Origin of the sequence: Methylophilus methylotrophus DSM 46235 = ATCC 53528 (genome assembly GCF_000378225.1) — a bacterium.
Taxonomy (GTDB): Bacteria; Pseudomonadota; Gammaproteobacteria; order Burkholderiales; family Methylophilaceae; genus Methylophilus; species Methylophilus methylotrophus.
In genome coordinates this window covers 776,895-796,865 of the sequence record NZ_KB905141.1, presented here as the reverse complement: position 1 = coordinate 796,865, position 19,971 = coordinate 776,895, and the positions used below count along the sequence as shown (strand labels likewise).

Annotated in this window: 23 protein-coding genes and 1 tRNA gene; 18 read left to right on the top strand and 6 right to left on the bottom strand. The window is 47.5% G+C overall.

Annotated elements, in window-relative coordinates:
• Positions 1 to 2 precede the first annotated feature (2 nt).
• Genes F463_RS0103840 through F463_RS0103820 form a run of 5 tightly spaced genes read left to right on the top strand, consistent with a single transcriptional unit; the run spans position 3 to position 4,775 of the window.
• The gene (locus tag F463_RS0103840; RefSeq protein ID WP_018985732.1) at positions 3 to 1,202 is read left to right on the top strand and encodes a CpaE/TadZ family protein; all 1,200 of its coding nucleotides are present in this window, start codon (positions 3 to 5) and stop codon (positions 1,200 to 1,202) included.
• A complete protein-coding gene (locus F463_RS0103835) occupies positions 1,203 to 2,588 on the top strand; it encodes a TadA family conjugal transfer-associated ATPase (RefSeq protein ID WP_018985731.1) in 1,386 nt (461 codons plus the stop codon).
• A gap of 41 nt (positions 2,589 to 2,629) precedes the next feature.
• On the top strand, positions 2,630 to 3,577 hold the full coding sequence (locus F463_RS0103830; protein WP_018985730.1) for a type II secretion system F family protein: 948 nt from the start codon (positions 2,630 to 2,632) through the stop codon (positions 3,575 to 3,577).
• 3 nt (positions 3,578 to 3,580) lie between these two features.
• Complete coding sequence (locus F463_RS0103825) at positions 3,581 to 4,435, top strand: type II secretion system F family protein (RefSeq protein ID WP_018985729.1); 855 nt, start codon at positions 3,581 to 3,583, stop codon at positions 4,433 to 4,435.
• 1 nt (position 4,436) lies between these two features.
• Complete coding sequence (locus F463_RS0103820; protein ID WP_018985728.1) at positions 4,437 to 4,775, top strand: DUF192 domain-containing protein; 339 nt, start codon at positions 4,437 to 4,439, stop codon at positions 4,773 to 4,775.
• An 8-nt stretch (positions 4,776 to 4,783) separates the two neighbouring features.
• Here the strand turns inward: F463_RS0103820 and F463_RS0103815 are convergent, their stop codons facing one another.
• The 6 genes from F463_RS0103815 to F463_RS0103790 all read right to left on the bottom strand — a co-directional run bounded on the left by F463_RS0103815 (position 4,784) and on the right by F463_RS0103790 (position 10,571).
• The gene (locus tag F463_RS0103815) at positions 4,784 to 5,854 is read right to left on the bottom strand and encodes an SAF domain-containing protein (RefSeq protein WP_026295277.1); all 1,071 of its coding nucleotides are present in this window, start codon (positions 5,852 to 5,854) and stop codon (positions 4,784 to 4,786) included.
• Between the two features lie 23 nt (positions 5,855 to 5,877).
• Positions 5,878 to 7,455: a TadE/TadG family type IV pilus assembly protein gene (locus tag F463_RS0103810; protein WP_154650009.1), complete on the bottom strand. Its 1,578-nt coding sequence runs from the start codon at positions 7,453 to 7,455 to the stop codon at positions 5,878 to 5,880.
• A gap of 33 nt (positions 7,456 to 7,488) precedes the next feature.
• Positions 7,489 to 8,184 (bottom strand): glycosyltransferase, encoded by a 696-nt coding sequence (locus F463_RS0103805; RefSeq protein WP_018985725.1) that lies wholly within the window; start codon positions 8,182 to 8,184, stop codon positions 7,489 to 7,491.
• Between the two features lie 319 nt (positions 8,185 to 8,503).
• On the bottom strand, positions 8,504 to 8,974 hold the full coding sequence (tadA, locus tag F463_RS0103800) for a tRNA adenosine(34) deaminase TadA (RefSeq protein WP_018985724.1): 471 nt from the start codon (positions 8,972 to 8,974) through the stop codon (positions 8,504 to 8,506).
• A 5-nt stretch (positions 8,975 to 8,979) separates the two neighbouring features.
• Complete coding sequence (locus F463_RS0103795) at positions 8,980 to 9,435, bottom strand: phosphate-starvation-inducible PsiE family protein (RefSeq protein ID WP_026295276.1); 456 nt, start codon at positions 9,433 to 9,435, stop codon at positions 8,980 to 8,982.
• 218 nt (positions 9,436 to 9,653) lie between these two features.
• Entirely contained in the window at positions 9,654 to 10,571 is a 918-nt protein-coding gene (locus F463_RS0103790) for a LysR family transcriptional regulator (RefSeq protein ID WP_018985722.1), read from the bottom strand.
• Positions 10,572 to 10,675: 104 nt separating this feature from the next.
• Between F463_RS0103790 and F463_RS0103785 the strand changes: the two genes are divergently transcribed.
• From F463_RS0103785 to nuoF, 13 genes are all read left to right on the top strand, one after another.
• Complete coding sequence (locus F463_RS0103785; RefSeq protein ID WP_018985721.1) at positions 10,676 to 11,386, top strand: pirin family protein; 711 nt, start codon at positions 10,676 to 10,678, stop codon at positions 11,384 to 11,386.
• A gap of 31 nt (positions 11,387 to 11,417) precedes the next feature.
• Complete coding sequence (locus F463_RS0103780) at positions 11,418 to 11,990, top strand: flavodoxin family protein (RefSeq protein WP_018985720.1); 573 nt, start codon at positions 11,418 to 11,420, stop codon at positions 11,988 to 11,990.
• 29 nt (positions 11,991 to 12,019) lie between these two features.
• Positions 12,020 to 12,592, top strand: a complete 573-nt coding sequence (locus tag F463_RS0103775) for a YceI family protein (RefSeq protein WP_018985719.1) — start codon at positions 12,020 to 12,022, stop codon at positions 12,590 to 12,592.
• Positions 12,593 to 12,712: 120 nt separating this feature from the next.
• Complete coding sequence (locus tag F463_RS0103770; protein WP_018985718.1) at positions 12,713 to 13,792, top strand: alkene reductase; 1,080 nt, start codon at positions 12,713 to 12,715, stop codon at positions 13,790 to 13,792.
• A 129-nt stretch (positions 13,793 to 13,921) separates the two neighbouring features.
• Positions 13,922 to 14,716, top strand: coding sequence for a triose-phosphate isomerase (tpiA, locus tag F463_RS0103765; protein WP_018985717.1), 795 nt, complete (start codon positions 13,922 to 13,924; stop codon positions 14,714 to 14,716).
• 54 nt (positions 14,717 to 14,770) lie between these two features.
• Entirely contained in the window at positions 14,771 to 15,115 is a 345-nt protein-coding gene (gene secG, locus F463_RS0103760; RefSeq protein ID WP_018985716.1) for a preprotein translocase subunit SecG, read from the top strand.
• Positions 15,116 to 15,121: 6 nt separating this feature from the next.
• Positions 15,122 to 15,206, top strand: a tRNA-Leu gene (locus tag F463_RS0103755).
• Between the two features lie 141 nt (positions 15,207 to 15,347).
• Positions 15,348 to 15,677, top strand: a complete 330-nt coding sequence (locus tag F463_RS14890; protein WP_018985715.1) for an NADH-quinone oxidoreductase subunit A — start codon at positions 15,348 to 15,350, stop codon at positions 15,675 to 15,677.
• A 6-nt stretch (positions 15,678 to 15,683) separates the two neighbouring features.
• Entirely contained in the window at positions 15,684 to 16,163 is a 480-nt protein-coding gene (locus tag F463_RS14885) for a NuoB/complex I 20 kDa subunit family protein (RefSeq protein WP_018985714.1), read from the top strand.
• Between the two features lie 59 nt (positions 16,164 to 16,222).
• Entirely contained in the window at positions 16,223 to 16,819 is a 597-nt protein-coding gene (locus tag F463_RS0103740; RefSeq protein WP_018985713.1) for an NADH-quinone oxidoreductase subunit C, read from the top strand.
• Positions 16,812 to 18,065 carry an NADH-quinone oxidoreductase subunit D gene (locus F463_RS0103735; RefSeq protein WP_026295273.1) on the top strand — a complete coding sequence of 418 codons (1,254 nt, stop codon included), beginning with the start codon at positions 16,812 to 16,814 and terminating at the stop codon, positions 18,063 to 18,065. The genes F463_RS0103740 and F463_RS0103735 overlap by 8 nt, the downstream gene beginning before the upstream one ends.
• Before the next feature lie 57 nt (positions 18,066 to 18,122).
• Positions 18,123 to 18,602: an NADH-quinone oxidoreductase subunit NuoE gene (gene nuoE, locus F463_RS0103730; protein ID WP_018985711.1), complete on the top strand. Its 480-nt coding sequence runs from the start codon at positions 18,123 to 18,125 to the stop codon at positions 18,600 to 18,602.
• A 10-nt stretch (positions 18,603 to 18,612) separates the two neighbouring features.
• Positions 18,613 to 19,947, top strand: coding sequence for an NADH-quinone oxidoreductase subunit NuoF (gene nuoF, locus F463_RS0103725; RefSeq protein WP_018985710.1), 1,335 nt, complete (start codon positions 18,613 to 18,615; stop codon positions 19,945 to 19,947).
• Positions 19,948 to 19,971: the final 24 nt, after the last annotated feature.

Genomic DNA, 19,971 nt, shown 5'->3' with positions numbered 1-19,971 from the left:
CTATGCGTATACTGATCATCAGTGCTCATCAAGCTTTTAGGCAGCAAGTGCAAGCAGCATGCCTAAGATTTGGCAATGCTGCGGTGAGCTTGAGAACGGCAGAAACAATGGGCCAGGGCATTGAACTGGCATTGCAGTTTGAAGCGCAATTGGTCTTCTTGGATCTGACACGAAATCATGAGGCTGGCATGCTGACGCTTGAGCAGTTAGCCAATGTCAGAAATCGGTTGGTTGCTGTCAGTGCCGATAAAATGGGTGCTGATTTAATGGCAAGAGCTATTCGCACTGGTGCAGGTGAGGTGCTTCTCCAACCCGTCATGGACGAAGAGGTTTTTGCCATCATTGAAAAAGCGATGCATATGCAAAGCGAGCAGGCGATCATTCAGCCCGCTCGCACAGGTAAATCTGTTATGTGTTTTTCAAGCAAAGGCGGTGTCGGCAAAACCTCTCTATCATGCAATATCGCAATTGGTCTTGCCAAACTCTACGGTGAAGCCAGTGTCGCTTTGATTGATGCAAACATCCAGGCACCGAATGTTGCGCCCATGCTTGATTTGAGGCCACAAAGATGGTTGAAGGATGCAGTTGCCGAGTATAAACGTCTTGATAATCAGTTGTTATCCGATTTTATGACACTTCACGAGCAGAGTGGCGTGCATGTGTTAGCACACAATACCAATGATCCACTTGGTGTGGATTACACAGAAGATCAGCTTACAAAGATATTACTTGTCTCCAAGGGCGCATTCAAATGGACAGTTGTTGATACCTTTCCATTACTCTCCAGCCTTAATTTATCCTTGATGGATTTGTGTGATGAGATTGTTCTTGTGACAGAGGCTGTTGTGCCTTCACTGAGGAGTGCCAAACATAATCTGGATATTTTGCAGCAAGCTGGCTACGGGGAAAAACGTATCAGAGTTGTTTTGAATCGCTACACTGATTTTCAAGGCAATATTACACCAGACCTTTGTGCAGAGGCACTTGCTTGGCCTATTGATAGCATTATTCCTTATGATGTACATGCCACGATTGCCACAAATACAGGGCGTGCTTATTCCCAAATGTATCCAGATCGGCGTATCACTGCAGCAGTGAACCAACTGGTGGCAAAAATTGCTGGCTCCGAAATGGAGCCTGAGGTGAGTGAAACGGTGTTTGAAAGATATGCTCGTCAATTTAAAAACTGGATGGATATTTAAATGTCTGAAGAGCAAGTCAATAATTTAAGAACTGAGCTCAGGAAACAAGAGACCAATCAATATAACTTGTTATCTGAACGTTTGGTCGCGCTTGGGCAAACAACTCTGGAGTCAAATTTACTGACGACCAAACAACCGCAAAATAGTCAGGCTTCTTCATATGCAGAAATTCGTCACAGATTACATAAGTCTTTGATTGAAATGCTCAATCCGCAGGCAGTCAGTGTGGCGACGCTGGAACAGATTGAAGTGGCTGTGAAAGAGTATGTCAATAATGCTTTAGCCCAAGAAGCCATGCCGCTCACCAGAATTGAACGTAGCCGTCTGGTCGAGGACTTGATTTACGAGGTAATGGGATTGGGCCCTCTTTCACCCCTGATGACTGACCGGACGATTTCAGACATCCTTGTAAATGGAGCACACCAGATCTATGTTGAAAAACATGGATTATTAGAGTTGACGGATATCCACTTTCATGACGATGATCATCTGATGTTAACCATCGAAAGGATACTTTCGAGAGTGGGCAGACGTGTAGACGAATCTTCGCCTATGGCTGACGCCAGGTTAGCAGATGGTAGCCGCGTCAATGTGATCATTCCACCGCTAGCGCTACGAGGTCCCACGATGTCGATTCGACGTTTTATGCGAAATATCCTCGATGTGAATGAGCTTGTGGCGGGTGGGGCACTCACTTTTGAGGCTGCGGAATTCTTAAAATTCGCTGTTCAAGCTCAGCTTAATATTGTCGTGTCAGGTGGAACGGGCTCAGGTAAGACAACAATGCTCAACTGTTTGTCGCAGCATATTGGTGAAGGCGAGCGCATTGTGAGTATTGAAGATACGGCTGAATTGCAACTGAATCAAAAGCATGTGGTTCAACTAGAAGCAAGACCTGCAAACACAGAGGGCATGGGCTCCGTTACAATTCGGGATTTAGTCAAGAACTCGCTTCGCATGCGTCCTGACAGAATAATTGTGGGCGAGGTCAGAGGTGCAGAGGCACTTGATATGTTGCAGGCAATGAATACTGGCCATGATGGTTCATTGGCTACTCTACATTCGAATAGTCCACGCGACACCCTTGCCAGACTGGAGACCATGATGTTGATGGCTGAGCTTGATTTGCCCCAGCGTGTTCTGCGTGAGCAGATTGCGTCTGCCGTGCATTTGATCGTACACGTGAACCGCTATTCGGATGGTACCCGCCGAGTATCGAATATTACTGAAATTACGGGAATGGAGGAGGGAACAGTGCTTATGCAAGATATTTTTGTCACCAAGAGAGAGGGTGATGAAATGGTGATGCGCTCAAGTGGGATTATTCCAAATCTTTTGAAGCTGATGCATGAGCGAGGTATAGATGTGAGCCATGATCTTTTCTGATCATTCAAGTTGACAGTATCGCAACTTTAGACGCCGTGCCAATGATATTTTTCATCATCATTCTTTTGATCCTACTTGTATATCTGGTCTACGATATCCAGCAGGAAGGTCGTCGCCAGAAAGTTTTTGAAAGGCTGACTTTTGGATTTGATAGCGATGAGCCTGATCAGGTGTCGCTCTGGGAAGGCGCTGCCAATCTGTTGCAAGTGACTGCTATTCGACAACTGTTACTGCGTAGCCTATTTACACGGACGCTGGATATTATTATCAAAAGAGCAGGTTTTCGTTTCGGTCTCCTGGAAGGAGTATCTATCCTTGCGATTGTTTCTTTCATCACAGCATTAGCTACATTTATGACCACTCAAAATTTAGGGGCTAGTGTTGCAGTTATTTTTTTGGCGCCTTTGACGATATTCATGGTCTGGAGATTGTTGGCAGAGCGACAGCAAAAAAAAATGGATTTGCAATTGCCGGGATTGATTAACAGTATGTTAACGACAATGCGTGCAGGGGGCACTCCAATTCAGGCTTTACATGCCACGTCAAAAAACGCAGAAAACCCTATCCGGGACTCGATTGCACAAGTGCTGAATCAGTTGCAACTAGGACAGTCGCCAATTGCGGTATGGAAAGACTGGTCTGATTTCTGGGACACTAAAAGTTGTCGATTGCTATCAACTGGCATCAGAGTCAAATGGGAGTCTGGTGGCCAAATGGCATCCGTTTTGGAACACATCCTGGAGTCGATAGAGTTTAGAAGAAAGATTGAGCAGCGGATCAATACGCTCACAACCCAGGCAAAGTTAGGCTCCATCGTGCTAAGTCTGATTCCACCACTCTTAGTGTTTTTGCAATATAAAGTCAGACCGGACTTGGTCGTTGAGATGGTTAATGATCCGATAGGCGAAAAGATTTACATCTATGCGGGTGGCCTCACCTTAATTGGTTTTTTGTGGCTTAGAAAATTAGCCAAAATCAAAATGGAATAAAAAATGTCGATTATCTTCATCATTTTTTTAGTGGCACTGCTTTTTGTCTTTGCAAACTGGATGAGAGTATCTATCTGGCGATCTAATGTCAGAGATCGTCTCAGCTTTGGATTTGATGAGCAGAAAAATGCAACTCCAGAAATCAATTTATCGGCTGGCGATTATGGTCTGGTGGGTTCCGATAAACTGCTCTATTTTTTAACTCACTTTTTAAGTACACCTTTAGGTTACTTTGCCTTATTTGGCTTTGGCGCAGGCCTAGGGTTGCTCATTAAATATCTATTTGGACTGGCGAAGTTTAGTACGCCGATGATAGGGTTGTTGCTAGGTGTTTTAGTGACGATGCTGATCACTTGGTTTATCAAACGCAGTAAAAGGCTTAGAAGTCAAAGAATTCGCTTTGAATTACCCAACGCACTTCAAAGTATTGTAGCTGTGATGGAAAGTGGATTGGCCTTTGAGTCTGCATTGCAACATGTTGTCAGAGAGTCCAATCCAAAGCATCCTTTATATTTTGATTTAGCGGTCATGATGGACGCCATGCAACAAGGTAGAAGGCGAAATGAAGCACTTAAACTATGGAGCGCCAGAGCGAATGAGCGCTCAGTGACAGATGTGGTTGCCGCCATGATACAAGCCGATCAGACGGGCGCTGCATTGGGTGGCGTTTTAAGACACCATGCAACCACTCAACTGAAAGAAATTGAGTCCGAGCTTCTAAAAAAAGCTGAGCGCATTCCCATCTATATGATGTTTCCCATGATGCTTTGCATTCTTCCTCCTATACTCATGGTGGCAGTGGGCCCCAGTGCAATCAGAATCATCAGGATGTTCCAAGTAATTATGTCCAGAGCTTGATATGAAAGTGATGATCCTACATTCCCAACGCACTATTGTTAGCACTTTGAATGTTGCAGATGGTTATTTCTCTCGTTTACGCGGGCTGATGTTCAGAAAAGCGCTTAATTCAGGTGAAGGATTGCTGATCAAGCCTTGTAAGCAGATTCATACACATTTTATGAGATTCCCAATTGATGCAATCTTTATGGATCACAAAAATGTTGTGATCCATATTGAACATGGTTTACGCCCCTGGAAAATAACAGCGTTTTATAAGCAGGCATTATCTGTTCTAGAGGTTAATCAAGGATGTGCTGTTGACATTAATCTGGGCGACGCTCTTGAAATTGTAAAATGATGATTGGGTTATTGATAAACCGTTGCTTGATTTGATGGCATTAAAATAACATTCGGCACATCACGCTGAGTAGAGTCTGAATAGCGTTCGTTTTTAATGACGCCGTTGCCATTGGATGGATTATAGTTTTCATTTCCTTCCGCATAGAGGCGTGAATCTGGTCTGGAATTACGGCGTACAGTACCTGTAATAATTGTGATTTTGTCTGGATCAGGTTCAGGTTTTGGCAGGCGAGTGGTGATTTTGACTTCGCTTTCTTTGGTTAAACGGCTCTCATCGAGAGATGGCCTGAATACTGCACGCATCGTTGCCCCTGCACTCACCATCAGGATGGTGACATGTGCATCTTGGGGTGCCATTTCCAAGACAACCGTTTCGCGATCCCTGCCTCTGTCGGGGACTTTTAATACCACGGCATTTTCTGCTACAAGACTTGCCGTTGTGGCCCCTAGTACTGGTGGGGTACCGCTTTTGTTTCTTGGTTGCCTAGCTTTGGCATTCATATCTCCAGGACTTATGCCACCACCCTCTATAGACACGGGGCTACTTTCAACTTTTGTTTGATAAGCACTTTTTGCATCCGCTGAACTGGATTGATTTCCAGAAGTACCTATCGCAAGCAAATCAATATGATCCCCGACTTTTAACGTGCCTATCGTTCCAGGCAGCACTGACGCATCCAGCACAACGACACGCTTGCCAGGTTTGGTCACTGCAGAATAACCACCCCTTACGTTAGGCTCTGAGATATTGTTATCAGAAAAATACGTAGCTGCTGCGATAGGCTCTGTTGCATAGCGGCCAATAAGGAAATCTTGACGCAAGATGGCATCTTCAGGAATGGCCTCTGGTAGTCTGTAAGAGAGCCTGATATGACCTGGTGAAATTCGCTCCCCCAGTTTAATATCCCTGTTGGCAAGTGGTATGGCTACGCGACCAACAGGGATTTGGTTTTCGGGAGTTTCTGAGGATTTTTTTCCACCTAACAATATATAACCAATCATGCCAATCAATATCAAAACAATTAACACGATCAAGATCATTCTGGGATTACCTACTCGTTTGCTTTGCTGAGCCATTTTTTTTCGTTCATTCAATTAATTTAGTTACAGGCGCTGATCTGGTTAGTTGCAACATCTACTTCATAGCACCCTCTAAAGTCTTTATGACGCTTGACCGTCGGAATGCCATTCGCACCCAAAGACCCTATCTCTGAATCAATAGTGCCATTCAGCTGATTACTACCGGCGACGCCAACATTGTTGGGATTGTAAAAAAGTTTTAATGCATTTTCCAAATCGCCATCGGCTACATTCAACTCTTGCAAGCCAAAAGTTAAAAAGCCTTCGAATATTTTACGGTAGCGGGTGTGTATTCTTACTTTTGAGTGAAGTGTTTGACAGTTAATATCATTGATTACTGACTCCTCATGGTTGGAAGATACGTTGCAATCAATCTGCATAGCTGGCCTGAAACCGTTTAGTAAATCATCATTAACATTGTTAACGGTATATTTAAATAGGTCTTGTGTGCCGCTTCCATCACTACCCTTATTCCACCTGTAATAACCTGATGGTCCAACACTGCCAATATACAAATCTTCATTCGGCTGATTCGGACAGTCGTCATCAGACGTGCACATTTTACCGGGTGGGATCAAGTTTCCATTCAAATCATTTTTGTACATTCCGTACATGGCTTGGTTTAGTTTTGGTAATCCCGGAACAAAGAGAGGATCATCGGGCTTGCCATATCCACCAACAAGTATGCTCAACTTGCTTTGATTGTTGCGGGCACTATCTGTACCTTGGCAGGAGCTGACGTCAATTGGTAAGGGGTTAAATAAGTAAAGAACATTACCTGTTTCATAAATCTGGCGATTATTATCTACATCTGTATATTCACGGTAAACGTAACGTTCGTCCAGGTCACCGTCACCATCAAGATCAATAATTGGCAAACCATCATCATAAGAGCCATCGGAGTTGCAGAGTGGCTGACTGAAACTTGGCGATGCATGATCGCCAATCACAATTTTAGCTTGGCTAAGAGGTTGGCTCGAATCTAATGGAAGTTTCGAGAGTTTGATATGAGAGATCAATAATAGTACCTTGAATTTGTCTTGACCCTCACTTTGGTTAGCTGGGGTAACTAAATTAAGTTCGTCTTCAGATATTGTACAAACGTCGTCATCGGGTGCATTATCGTTCCAATTACTTTCCGTGCCGGTACCTGTGTAGTTTGGACAGGATTGGACAATATATTTGGTTAAAATTTGGTCTTTCAAATCATTAAGATCACTAATTTGATCATCCATGTATCTTATGAAATTTTCATAGATACCAGTTTCTTCTGTGTCTGGAGCACAACTTTCAAGGGGATCGTTCTCAGGAATTTTCCTACAATTGAATCCTGACAAACTAATCAAATATTGCTTCTCCGCATTTAATATATTCAATCTCCGCTGATTCACCTCGGCATATTCACTGATTCCCGTTTTTGCTGCATCAGTATTTTTATAACTTGCTAGGGCGGCCATACCGAGTTCCGCACCGCCAATAAATAGTATTGAGAGCACAATAAACAAAATGGCGTATTCCACCATGGCCTGGCCACACTGGAATTGCATTTGTTTGCTGAAAGATAGGTGCTGGTTCAAGGCATTCACAGGGTTAATCAAGGGGCAGGTGTCTTACATGCAAACAGCTTGGTTTCAGGCAGCGTTGTTGATTTCTTCGCGTTGGGAGACATGTAATGCACGTTGTTTTGCATCAAACCAGGCTTGCGCGTGTTCACAGTCTTTATATTCATTAAAGTAAGGTCCGCCAAGGGTGAAATGGATCAGAGCGGCACCGGAGTTTGGTTCGCTATAGCCTACAAGGTGGTTCCAGCGGGCAGGAATTTCACCGATCAGGTCATCGGTTGCCAGCCATTTGAACTGATGTAGCTCCAAGCCAGTGGCGGTATTCACATAATCTGGTGTGAGTGCATGGCATTTGGCGTTGTTAAACATCATCACGCTTGACCAGTTTTTTTTCTGGTACTTGGTTTGAACGGTATTTAAAAACTTGATATCTTCTTTGGGTTGATGATCATGTTTGACGCACATCACGGCGTAGCGGTCATCACGCATGTTCCACAAGTTGACGATATCTTCAGTCATCAACATGTCGCAATCCATGAAGATACTCCAGCCGTCATAAGCTGAAAGATAAGGCGTTAAAAATCTCGAAAAAGAAAATTCGGTGGATTGCAATGGATTACGCTCGCGCTTATAAATAGATTTAAGCTGGGAGAGCATGATGGGGGTGATGCTGACAGGTTGGGAGGCATGCTCATGAATACTATGTGATAACACGCTGAATGCACCGACTTCTTTAGGGTCGTAACCTATAAATACATTAATCATTGCTCACTCCGAAACCATTATTTATTTTAGTGAGTAACCAATGCAATATTTGTGCCCGTATTTGCATCACGTCTAGTCCGCATATTCTGGGATTAAGCCGTCTTTTGAATATATTTTAAGTGGTTTATTTGAGCCTATTGGCTGAATTCAGCCATTTTTGATTGGGGATGGTTGATGTTTTTCATTCCGTGCCAAGAGTCTGAGCCTGCCACATGCTGCGACTCGGAGTGAGTCTAGTGTCTTTGATATTACGCACAGAAACGCCGCTGTATACCGTTTGCAACGGTATGACGTTACTAGGAAATATTGCTGATTTTATCTAGCCAGAGGTTAGGGATTTAGAAGTTCTTTTTGATCTGAAAAACTGGCTCAATAATTCGCCGCATTCAGCAGCTAACAAGCCGTAACTTACTTCACAGTGATGGTTGAGCTTTTGTTCTGTCATTAAATCGACCACGCTGCCGCAACAGCCGGTTTTAGGATCCCTGGCACCGTATACGAGCCTGGCAATGCGGGCGTGCTGTATCGCACCGCTACACATGGCGCAGGGCTCCAGGGTGACGTAAAGTGTGCAACCTACTAGGCGGTAATTGCCCAAATGTTGTGCCGCTTCGCGCATTGCCTGGATTTCGGCATGTGCTGTTGGGTCGCTTAAGCGAATAGGCGCATTGCGGCCTTTGCCTATGACCACACCATCTTTCACCACGACTGCACCCACAGGCACTTCACCCAAGCTTGCCGCTTCCTGAGCCAGCGCGATCGCCATGCGCATAAAATCTTCGTCTTGCATGTGTCTTATCTGCTGCTGTTTTTATCTGCGAGGCGTATCAGGATATAGACCAGTCCCATGATAAAAGCACCTGCCAGCCAGATGCCGATTTCTTCATAGGTGGGCGTGGCGTCCTGCACGGGCAGTACGATGAGTTTGCGCAAGAACATGACCAGTACCACTTCGACAAAGGTTTCTACTAGTAGCTTGTGACCTCGCAAATAGCGGATTTCGGCAGAAATGAGGGCCGAAATGGACCATAGCAACATGAGTGTGCCCAAGGCGCGCAAAAAGCCATGTACGAGGTTGTGTGCGTAAGCAGCTTCCTTGACGTCAAGAAAAAATAGCCAGGTAAACATCAGCACGGATGTGGCGAGGGCGAGGCCGATAATAATGTGGGCGAAGCCGTTGAGCCAGAGCATGGCCTTGATGGCAATGCGGTTGAGGGGTTCGAATTCTTCGGGCAATTGTTCTTGTGACATGATCAAGGACACCTCTAAAAATTCAAATTCCGTTGCGATACTGCGTTGCTCATCAAAAATCTCTCCTGACATATTAAATATATGCGACATCCATATGGTTTAAGCAGGCAATGCGTGAATGCATGCTCGCAAACTTTTTAATCGCGCCTTGTCTGGCGTAGCAATTTGAATTTTAGAGCCGCCCTCAATCCATTTCATGATGCATGGCGGATGATAAATCATTTATTGAGCAATTGCTCCAGTGTCAGTGCAGAGAATTCTTTTAACAGCCATTGCATGGCTTTGCCCATTTCAGCGGGCCGTTGCTGCCGCCATGCGATAAAGGTGGGAGCCACCGGTTTAGGTTCGGACACTTGTTTCACTAACAATTGTCCACGCGCAGCTGCGCTCTGGGCCAAGGGTCTAGGCAGATAACCAATCGCCACGCCAGAAATTTGCGCCTGTAATTTGGTTTGCATATCAGGCACGGTGAGAATATCTTGGCCAGACAGAATACCGGATGTGCGCGGTGGCAAGTTGCGGGAGCTATCCGCTGCGGCCACGGCACGGTGCTGCACAATATCACTGGCGCTTAACGGTTCTGCTAATGCTGCCAACGGATGGTGGGGCGCAACGGCAAACACGAATTCCAGCTGCCCCAACAAGTGAGTTGCAAAGCCGCTGCCCGGCGGAGCGTCCCCAGGTGCGCCTATGGAAATATCTGCCCGGCCAGATTGCAGGGCATCCCAGCTGCCGCCATACACTTCACGCAATAATTTCACCCGCGTGCCAAACCCTTGCTGGTAAAAGTCCTGCAAAATTTGCAGCACAGGTTGAAAATCGAACAAGTCGCTGACAGCAATCGCGATATCGGTTTCCACCCCGGTGGCAATGCGCTGCACCCGTTTTTCAAGCGTATGCGCGGCATCCAGCAGATAGCGTCCTTCTTTGAGCAGTTCTGCTCCGGCTTCGGTTAACGTGGCGCGATGCCCGCTGCGGTCAAACAGTTCCAGTCCTAAATCTTCTTCTAATCGGCGTATGGTGTAGGTGAGTGCAGAAGGGACCCGGTAAAGCGATTCTGCAGCAGCGGCAAAGCTGCCTTTGCGGTCAATGGCGTCAATCACTTCCAGGGCTTCGAGGCTGAGTTTAATGGGCATGAGGCTTTAATCAAAAAAACTGAACAAGAGATGCAAAATGTTTTGCTATCAAAAGATTAAGTGTTTTTTTATCATACATTTAAACTTTCAAATGGAGTGAATAAATGTTGAATGTTCGCCCTTCAAATACACGCGGTTACGCCAATCATGGATGGCTGGAGAGCTTTCATAGCTTTTCATTTGCCAGCTACTACGATCCCGAAAATATGGGGTATTCAGTATTGCGCGTAATCAACGACGACAAGGTTGCGCCTGCCACTGGCTTTGGCATGCATGGCCACCAGGATATGGAAATTATTACCTATATGCTGGCCGGCGAGTTGCGCCATACTGACAGCATGGGGCACAGTGAGGTGATTCGTGCCGGGGATGTGCAACGCATGACGGCGGGTACTGGTGTGCGTCATAGTGAAATGAATGCCTCTGATGAAACGACGGCACATTTGCTGCAAATCTGGATAGAGCCTGACCGTTTGGGTTTGCCCCCTGGCTATGAGGATAAAACCATCCCTTTGGCAGACAAGCACAATCGCTGGGCGCTGATTGCTTCGCCTGATGCGCGCTTGGGATCATTAAAAGTACATCAGGATGTGTCATTGTATGCCACCGTGCTGGATGCAAATGTCTCTTTGCCTGTTGCTGTGGAGGAGGGGCGTTGTGCGTATGTGCATATTGCCCGTGGGACAGTTGAGATTAACAACCAGCAATTGCAGGCAGGGGATGCATTTAAGCTGGACAACGCAGATCAGTTAGACATGCTGGCTTTAGGTGATAGTGAAGTGTTGTGGTTCGATTTGCCCCAAGACAACGAATGATCTTTGAAATGATTAATAAGGAGCTAAAAAAATGACTCAGGTTTCAATTGTTTACCATAGTGGCTACGGACATACCGCCGAGCAGGCCAAGGCAGTCGCACGGGGTGCGCAGAAAGTGGCAGGCGTTACGGTGAATCTGCTGACGGTTGATGAAGCACAGCAACAATGGGATCTACTGAAGGCCAGTGATGCCATTGTGTTTGGCAGTCCTACCTACATGGGCTCAGCGTCTGCACAATTTAAAGCCTTTATGGACGCCAGCTCCAAGGCGTGGTACACGCGTGACTGGCAAAACAAGATTGCTGCAGGGTTTACCACTTCTGCCAGCCAGAGTGGTGATAAGTTAAATACTCTTATCCAGTTAACCGTGTTTGCGGCACAGCATGGCATGATTTGGGTAGGTCAGGATTTATTGCCAGGGAACAATCATAGTAAAGGCTCAGTCAACGACTTAAACCGTCTGGGTGGTTTTTTAGGTGCCATGGCACAGGCCAACTCGGATCAAGGTCCTGATGTCGCACCACTTCAGAGTGACTTGCTGACCGCGGAACATTTGGGCGAGCGCGTAGCCACCATTACACAACGGTTTTCTAAATCCGCATAATTAACGAATAACAATCGAAGGAGTTTGACTTGAAAAAAATCATTTTAGCGCTTGGTTTGCTGGCTGCAACACAGGCCTGGGCAGCGACTGATACCTACAACATTGATGCGACACACAGTTTTGCCAATTTCAGCATCCGCCATGTGGTCTCCAAAACTTCCGGTACCTTTAACGATGTCACTGGTGTGATTACGCTAGATCCTGCCAACCTCAATACGGCCACGGTACGTGCTGCAATTAACGTCAGCAGCGTGAATACCGGTTTTGGCAAACGTGATGAGCACATTAAGGCGGATAAATACCTGGACGTAGGCAAATACACGCAGATTCTGTTTGAAAGCACCAAGATTACTGCCAGCAATCAGACCCAGGCAGTGATGCAAGGCAAGCTGACCATGCATGGTGTGACCAAGCTGGTCGATATCCCGGTGAAAGTGCTGGGGTACGGTGCAGACCCTTGGGGTGGCCAGCGCGCAGGTTTTGAAGGTCATTTAACCTTGAAAGCTTCAGATTATGGCTTTGGTTGGGCCACTGGTGCGGGTGCGCCTGTGGGTGACGATATTGAAATCACCTTGCTGATTGAAGGCGTCAAAGCCAAATAGTTGTGAGACTGTTCAAAATAGTTTTTCGATTCTAAATAAGTGCGCCAGAAACGGGATGAGCATTTGAATGCTCCATCCCGCTTCTTTTTTACGCACTTAATCAAACAAATGGAGATGAATATGGCATTGGATTTGTTTTCCCCAGTGAATCTGGGAAGCCTTGCATTGCAAAATCGTGTGGTGATGGCGCCTTTGACGCGTAACCGAGCAGGTGAGGGTGGTGTGCCGCAGGCAATGAATGTGACCTATTACGAGCAGCGCGCAACAGCCGGGTTGATTATTACCGAAGCAACGCCGATTTCACCCATGGCGCATGGTTATCCGGCGTTGCCAGGCATTTATACCGATGCGCAAGTCGCTGGCTGGAAGAAGGTCACCGATGCCGTGCAAGCCAAGGGCGGCAAAATTGTGATCCAGTTATGGCATGTGGGTCGTATCTCGCATCCTAGCTTGTTGCCTAACCAGGCCACGCCCGTTGCGCCTTCTGCAATCAAACCTGCTGGCCAGGCGTTTACTTACCAGGGGCTGCAGGATTACGTCACCCCACGTGCGCTGGATGCTTCCGAGTTGCCAGGCATAGTGCAAGACTATGTGCATGCCACCCGGTGCGCCATCGCCGCCGGATTTGACGGTGTGGAGGTGCACGCAGCTAATGGCTATCTGCTGGATCAATTCCTGCGTGATGGTACTAACCAGCGCCAGGACCAGTATGGCGGCTCGGTAGAAAACCGCAGCCGTTTATTGCATGAAGTAGTCAAGGCAGTGGTGGATACCATAGGGGCAGATAAGGTGGGCGTACGTTTATCGCCCGTGAATCCATTCAACGACATGCGTGACAGCCAGGCACAGCAGACATTTAATTACGTTGCGCAGTCACTCAATGCATTTAACCTGGCTTATCTGCATGTGGTCGAAGGGGGTATCCATGGTGGTGGCGAGTCCGAGCCTTTTGATTTTGGGGCTTTACGCAAGCTGTTTAACCATGGCTACATTGCAAATCTGAGTTACGACAAGGATCGCGGGAATGCAGCCATCGCCAGTGGTCATGCCGATGCGATTGCTTATGGCGTCCCATTTATTGCTAATCCTGACCTGGTGGCTCGCTTTGCCAAAAATGCGCCACTCAATACAGCCGACTCGTCCACATTCTATGGCGGTACCGAGCATGGTTATACGGATTACCCATTCCTCACGGCTTAACTAAACGGCCGAAGGGTTGTTCAACGATATTCCGCTGTTGCACTTGCCGCTCACAGTATGCGGGCGTAAAATTCGCGCAACGCGAATTTAAGCGAGCCTAAGCGCCGCACACTGTGAGTTAATTGCTGCATGTCCCGTTCTGATACAACCCTTCCTTCCCCACACAAAATTGTGGTTGCCAACTGGAAAATGCATGGCAATCTTGCCCGTAACCACACGCTTGTTGATGGCTATCTGCAAGGCTTGAAATCATTGTCCCAAGCCGATGTCGTTATCTGTGTGCCTTATCCTTATCTGGCGCAAATACAGTCTTTGTTGTCTGAGACTCACGTCGCCTGGGGTGCGCAGAATCTTGCCAAGTACGAGGAAGGTGCTTATACCGGTGAGGTGAGCGCGGGGATGTTGTGCGATTTTGGGGCGCAATATGTGATTATCGGCCACTCCGAGCGAAGTACTGCTTATTGCGAGTCGGATGAAAATATTGCCGAAAAATTCATGATGGCCAAGCGGCATGGGTTAACGCCAATTCTGTGTGTTGGAGAGACCTTGCTTGAACGCGAGGCTGGTGTCATGGAGCGTGTTGTCGGTAAACAACTGGAAACCATTATTCGTCTGTTTGGCGGAGAGGCCTTCGCAAATAGCATCGTTTCATATGAGCCGATTTGGGCAATTGGAACCGGCCTTGCAGCTTCAGCAGAGCAGGCGGTGGCTATGCACCAGTTTATCCGTGACACCGTATCAGCCGCAGATAAGAGCGCCGCGGACACGCTAAAAATCCTCTACGGGGGCAGCGTAAACCCGCAAAATGCGGTACAATTATTAAATCAGCAGGAAATTGATGGCGCGCTGGTCGGCCGTTGCTCCCTCAATGCGGAGCAATTTATAAAAATCTGTCAGGCCGTCCCTGAAAATAGCGTCGTCTAGATAGCGAAAGAGCCAAAAGCCAGATCGTTATTTATTTATCGGATTAAAGGAAATATGGAAAACGTCATTCTCGTCATTCATGTGTTGGCAGCCGCTGCCGTGATTGGCTTGGTCTTATTGCAGCATGGTAAAGGCGCCGACATGGGCGCGGCCTTTGGTAGTGGTGCCTCCGGTAGTTTGTTTGGGGTGTCAGGGTCTTCAAACCTGCTCAGCAAGCTGACATCGATTTTTATTACAGTGTTTTTTGCAACCAGCTTAACGTTGGCTTTTATGTCCAGCCATAAGGCGGGTTCTGGCAGCGTGGTTAAATCCGCGGTGACACAACAGGCTCCGGCCAAAGGTGAGGCGGCAGAAACTGCCAAGCCGGTTGAAAATACACCCAAAGATATTCCTAATTAAGTACAAGCCGTCGTGGTGGAATTGGTAGACACGCTATCTTGAGGGGGTAGTGACGAAAGTCGTGCGAGTTCGAGTCTCGCCGACGGCACCAGTTCATGTTTTTATTGGCATGGCTGGCAGGGAATTGATAGTTTGGGAATTTTCAAGGTGACTGTTGGGTCAGTGCATTGAACAATTTGTTAACATGATCGATTAAGGCAAATCAGTGTTAGAAAACTATTTCCCGATTCTGATGTTTATCCTGGTGGGCCTGGGTGTTGGCTTGGGGCCGCTGGTCGCTGGTAAAATTCTTTCTCCGCACAAACCTGATGCGGAAAAAAACTCTCCTTATGAGTGCGGCTTTGAGGCGTTTGAGGATGCGCGTATGAAATTTGACGTGCGCTATTACCTGGTCGCCATTCTGTTTATCCTGTTTGATCTCGAAATTGCGTTTCTTTTCCCATGGGCCGTAGTCATCCAGGAAATTGGGTCTGCTGGCTTCTGGGCAATGATGGTCTTTTTATTCGTATTGGTGGTCGGCTTCATCTTTGAATGGATGAAGGGCGCCCTTGAATGGGATTGATGCAAAATGAGCATTGAAGGCGTATTAGAAAAAGGCTTCGTCACCACCACGCTGGATACGGTGATTAATTACACCCGTACCGGCTCCTTGTGGCCAATGACATTTGGTCTGGCTTGCTGTGCAGTTGAAATGATGCATGCTGGCGCTTCTCGTTATGATCTGGACCGGTTTGGTATTGTGTTTCGCCCGAGTCCGCGTCAGTCTGACGTAATGATTGTGGCGGGTACGTTAGTGAATAAAATGGCTCCCGCGCTGCGCAAGGTGTATGACCAGATGGCAGAACCGCGCTGGGTAATTTCCATGGGAAGCTGTGCTAACGGCGGTGGCTATTACCATTATTCTTATGCGGTAGTGCGTGGTTGTGACCGTATTGTGCCGGTTGATGTCTATGTGCCTGGTTGTCCGCCAACTGCGGAAGCCTTGCTGTACGGCATTATCCAGTTGCAAAAGAAAATCAAGCGTACTAACACGATCGCCCGAACCTGAGGCGCATAAGAAGCCAGATTCCCGGATCACAGAATATACTAAGCCCAAGAAATTAAACTATGTCCGCAAAACTCGAACATCTGTCCGCACAGCTCAAGTTGGCCTTGGGTGATGGTGTGGCCAAGCTGGAGCAAAAGCTGGGTGAGATCACAGTAGAAGTGCATGTGAAACACCTGCTGGCCGTGGCTGAAAAACTGAAAACACATGCCGAACTCAAGTTTGAGCAGCTCATTGATCTGTGTGGCGTGGATTATTCCGATTACGGGGATGGCCGCTGGGAAGGCCAGCGTTTTGCGGTAGTGCTGCATATGTTGTCTGTGAGTTTGAATCAGCGCGTACGTATCCGTGCTTTTGCCGCTGATGATGACTTCCCTGTATTCCCTACTCTGGTGGATATCTGGCCTGTCGCCAATTGGTTTGAACGTGAAGCGTTTGACCTGTATGGCATCATGTTTGAAAACCATCCGGACTTACGCCGCCTGCTGACGGATTATGGTTTTGTCGGTCATCCTTTCCGTAAAGACTTCCCCATGATCGGTAACGTAGAAATGCGCTATGACCCGGTGCAACAGCGCGTGATTTACCAGCCTGTCTCGGTTGAATTCCGTAATAACGTACCGCGCGTGATTCGCGACGAGGGTGCTCACCATGGCTGAGATTAAGAACTACACAATGAACTTCGGCCCTCAGCACCCTGCGGCGCACGGTGTGCTACGCCTGGTGCTGGAGTTGGATGGTGAAGTGATCCAGCGCGCTGACCCGCATATTGGCTTGTTGCACAGGGCCACGGAAAAGCTAGCTGAAAACCGCACTTATCTGCAAAGCGTGCCGTATATGGACCGCCTGGACTATGTGTCCATGATGGCCAATGAACATGCGTATGTGATGGCGATTGAAAAGATGCTGGGCATAGATGTGCCCGTGCGTGCCCAATATATCCGTGTCATGTTCGACGAAATCACCCGTATTCTCAACCACTTGCTGTGGCTGGGGGCGCATGCGTTGGACGTGGGCGCGATGACTGTGTTCCTGTACGCTTTCCGCGAGCGTGAAGATTTGTTTGATGTGTACGAAGCGGTTTCGGGCGCGCGTATGCATGCTGCCTATTACCGTCCAGGTGGCGTCTATCGTGACCTGCCGGAAAAAATGCCACAGCACGAAACCACTAAGTTCCGCAGTGCTGACGAAATCAAGAAGCTTAATGAAAACCGCCAGGGTTCCATGCTGGACTTCATTGAAGACTTCACCAACCGTTTCCCGACTTATGTTGATGAATATGAAACCCTGCTGACAGATAACCGTATCTGGAAACAGCGTACTGTGGGAATTGGCGTGGTTACTCCAGAGCGTGCCCTGGCTTTGGGCATGACGGGTGCTATGTTGCGCGGCTCCGGTATTGCCTGGGATTTACGCAAAAAACAGCCATACGAAGTCTACGACAAAATGGACTTTGATATTCCGATTGGCGTCAATGGCGACTGTTATGACCGTTACCTGGTGCGCGTGGAAGAGATGCGCCAGTCCAACCGCATCATCAAGCAATGTATAGATTGGTTGCGCAAGAATCCTGGCCCGGTCATCACTGATGACAACAAGATTGCACCGCCTAACCGCGAAGGCATGAAAACCAATATGGAAGACTTGATCCACCACTTCAAGTTATTTACTGAAGGTTTTCATGTGCCTGCAGGTGAAGCCTACGCTGCAGTAGAACATCCCAAAGGTGAGTTTGGTATTTACATGGTGTCAGATGGTGCCAATAAACCATACCGTCTGAAAATCCGTGCGCCGGGCTTTGCTCATTTGGCCGCATTGGATGAAATGACCAGAGGTCACATGATTGCTGACCTGGTTGCGATTATTGGTACACAAGATATTGTGTTCGGCGAAATCGACAGGTAAGCAGAACGCATACACGGAATGAAGCGGTAGCACGGATCGAAAAGACAAGGTACAAGCATGCTCAGTGCAGAATCCATTGAAAAGATTGAATACGAACTGTCCAAATACCCTGCAGACAGACGTCAGGCGGCGGTGATGTCCGCGTTGCGGATTGTACAAATGGAACGCGGCTGGTTATCCAAAGAAAGCATTTCTGAAGTAGCCAAATATTTGCGCATTCCAGAAATTGCGGCGCTGGAAGTCGCGACCTTTTATAACATGTACGATCTGGAACCCGTTGGCCAGTACAAGATTACGATCTGTACCAATATTTCCTGCATGCTGCGCGGTTCTGACGAAATAGTGGAACATCTGCAACACAAATTGGGTGTTGGTTTTAACGAAGTGACTCCCGATGGTAAATTTTGCCTCAAAGAAGGTGAGTGCATGGGTTGTTGCGGCGGGGCACCTTTGTTGCATGTGAATAATAGTGAAATGCATGAATTTCTGACCACTGAAAAGGTGGATGCCCTGATTAACGAGCTTAACAAGGGCTAAGGAACTGGACATGGTAAAGACTTCAAATTCGACTGTGAACGGTAGACCGGTGGTTAAAACCGATTTGGCTGGTCAGACCTTGGTGACCCTGCGCACGCTGACGGAAGAAAATCCTGCTGCATTGGCGACCTATGAAAAACTGGGTGGTTATGCACAGCTCAAGCGCTTGGTGACTGAAAAAATTAAAGCCCCTGACATTATCAGCCAGGTAAAACTCTCCAATTTGCGTGGCCGCGGTGGGGCTGGCTTTCCGACAGGCCTCAAATGGAGTTTTATGCCGCGTTATTACGATGGCACTAAGTACCTGGTATGTAATACTGATGAAGGCGAGCCAGGCACATTTAAAGACCGCGATATTATCCGTTACAACCCGCACCAGTTGATCGAAGGCATGGCGATTGCCGCCTACACCTTGGGTGCACGCGTGGGTTATAACTATATTCACGGCGAAATCTGGCAAGATTATGAAATTTTTGAGGCTGCGCTGGCTGAAGCACGTGAAGCCGGGTACCTCGGTGAAAATCTGTTTGGCACCGAATTCAGCTTTGACCTCTATGCTGTCCATGGTTACGGTGCTTATATCTGCGGCGAAGAAACTGCGCTCATTGAGTCTATCGAAGGCAAAAAAGGACAGCCCCGCTTCAAACCACCATTCCCCGCCAGTTATGGCGTCTTTGGCAAACCAACCAATGTGAACAACACTGAAAGCTATGCGTCTATCCCATGGATCATGCAGCATGGCGGCCAGGCGTTTGCTGATCTCGGTGTGCCTAACTCCGGTGGCAGTAAGTTGTTCTCGGTATCTGGTCATGTCGAAAAACCAGGCAACTACGAAATCAAAATGGGCACGCCATTTAAAGAACTGCTGGAAATGGCAGGTGGCGTCTGGAAAGGACGCAAGCTAAAGGCTGTCATTCCTGGAGGTCCCTCCACAGCAGTCATGCCCGCAAGTGCCATTGAAAATGCCACGATGGACTATGATGGCCTGAGCAAAGCGGGTTCCAGCCTGGGTGCAGGCTCCATGATTGTCATGGACGAAACCACCTGTATGGTGAAAACGCTCAAGCGTTTGAGCTATTTCTTCTATGAAGAAAGCTGTGGTCAATGTACGCCTTGCCGTGAGGGGACCGGTTGGGTATATCGCATCATTGAGCGTATTGTTGACGGCAAAGGCAAGATGGAAGACCTGGATCTACTGACTGACTTAAGCAACAACATTTCTGGCCGCACGATTTGTGCCCTTGGTGATGCTGCAGCCACTCCGGTATTGAGTTTTATCAAGCACTTCCGTCCGGAATTTGAATACTACATCCAGCATGGCAAATCCATGGTAGATGGTAAATAAACGGTTTTAAGCTTAACGGTAATC